General features: G+C 58.9%; 2 protein-coding genes. Both read left to right on the forward strand.

The window, feature by feature from the left end:
* Positions 1 to 622 (forward strand): DUF2877 domain-containing protein (locus ACRXB1_RS35920; protein WP_449494756.1); only part of this gene is annotated, 622 nt, incomplete at its 5' end.
* 132 nt (positions 623 to 754) lie between these two features.
* Positions 755 to 1,393: a hypothetical protein gene (locus ACRXB1_RS35925; protein ID WP_449494757.1), complete on the forward strand. Its 639-nt coding sequence runs from the start codon at positions 755 to 757 to the stop codon at positions 1,391 to 1,393.
* Positions 1,394 to 1,482 lie beyond the last annotated feature (89 nt).

The following is a 1,482-nucleotide window of genomic DNA, read 5'->3' on the forward strand; positions in this document are numbered from 1 at the left end:
TCGCTGGCGGGCCGATCTTAGCCGGGCGCCGTGCTGGCGACCTGCTCCGGAAAAGAAGCGGGACGCGTGTTCTCTCGATGCCTTTCTCGGTGTCTATCCGGCGCTCGCCAGCCAGCTCATCACTTACTGCCGGCAGCGCGAGGTGCGAAGCAATTTGCAGTTGCTGCCAGGCTGGCCACTGGACGGACGCGCGCCGCGCCTGAATGTCGCGGACGAAAAGCTTGCGCTCGACGCAGCCGTGGCCGAGTTGATCGGCTTCGGCACGGGACTTACGCCCGATGGCGATGATTATCTTTTAGGTTATCTCGCCGCATTACGGCCTTGGCAATATATTGAAAATATCGCCGCGCATTTGAAACTGTTGAAGTTGGCGATCAAAAGCATGTTGCATCGGACTACGAGCATTAGCCGGCATTATTTGACGCTAGGGCTCAAGGGGCATTATTCGGAACCCATCGACCATTTGATCAGTATTTTGATTCGCGGATCACCGGTATCGGATATCGCAACTGCCGCAAACAAGGTCATGGAGTTCGGCGCGTCTTCTGGCGTGGATTGTCTCGGAGGTTTCTTGCATGGAATCAGGTCACTTCAAACGGTAGCGCAAGAAGAAACCCGCTGATCGGACCAGGATCCAGCGAATCACTGTTCATCAGTTCGATGGCATTCGGCGTATGCAACGCCGGATTCGCCAGGCCCGCATTCGGGCGCTTTAAAGCATCGGGTGCAACGATCACCGGAATCGGAATTGGAAATGAGCATAAGAACGAAGGTCTTCAGGAACATGTATCAGGACTCCGTCTCCCTGATGCAGATCTCGGCCCGCATCAGCGCGTTGCCGGATATCGAGCAGGCGTCGGTCGCGATGGGAACCGAGACGAACCTCGCGCAGTTGCGCGACGCGAATCTCGACGACGGTGTCAAGGCGGGTCCGAATGATCTGGTCATCGCCGTGCGTGGCGGCGATACAGCCTGTGACGCTGCCCTCACGCTAGCCGAGGAAGCGCTCTCCGCGAAGCCGCAAGAATCGGGCGGCGACGGCATCCGGCCGCCGCCGCTCGTGAGCCTGGAAATGGCGGCGGAGCAGGAGAAAGCATCGAACCTTGCGCTGATTTCGGTGCCCGGCGACTACGCCGCGGCGGAGGCGACCAAGGCGCTGCATCTGGGTATGTCGGTGATGCTTTTCAGCGACAACGTCAGCCTTGAGCACGAACGTGAAATCAAGACCCTCGCCCGCGATAAAAACCTGCTGGTCATGGGACCGGATTGCGGCACGGCGATCATCAACGGCATGCCGCTTGGTTTTGCAAACGTGGTCCGGCGCGGGGCGATCGGCGTGGTTGCGGCATCAGGGAATGTCGGTGATGCTTTTCAGCGACAACGTCAGCCTTGAGCACGAACGTGAAATCAAGACCCTCGCCCGCGATAAAAACCTGCTGGTCATGGGACCGGATTGCGGCACGGCGATCATCAACGGCATGC

The sequence above is a fragment of the Caballeronia sp. M23-90 genome (assembly GCF_053574605.1).

Excerpts from the sequence above, each read along its gene's own strand:
- ACRXB1_RS35925 (WP_449494757.1), top strand. The coding sequence starts at position 755 with ATGAGCATAAGAACGAAGGTCTTCAGGAACATGTATCAGGACTCCGTC.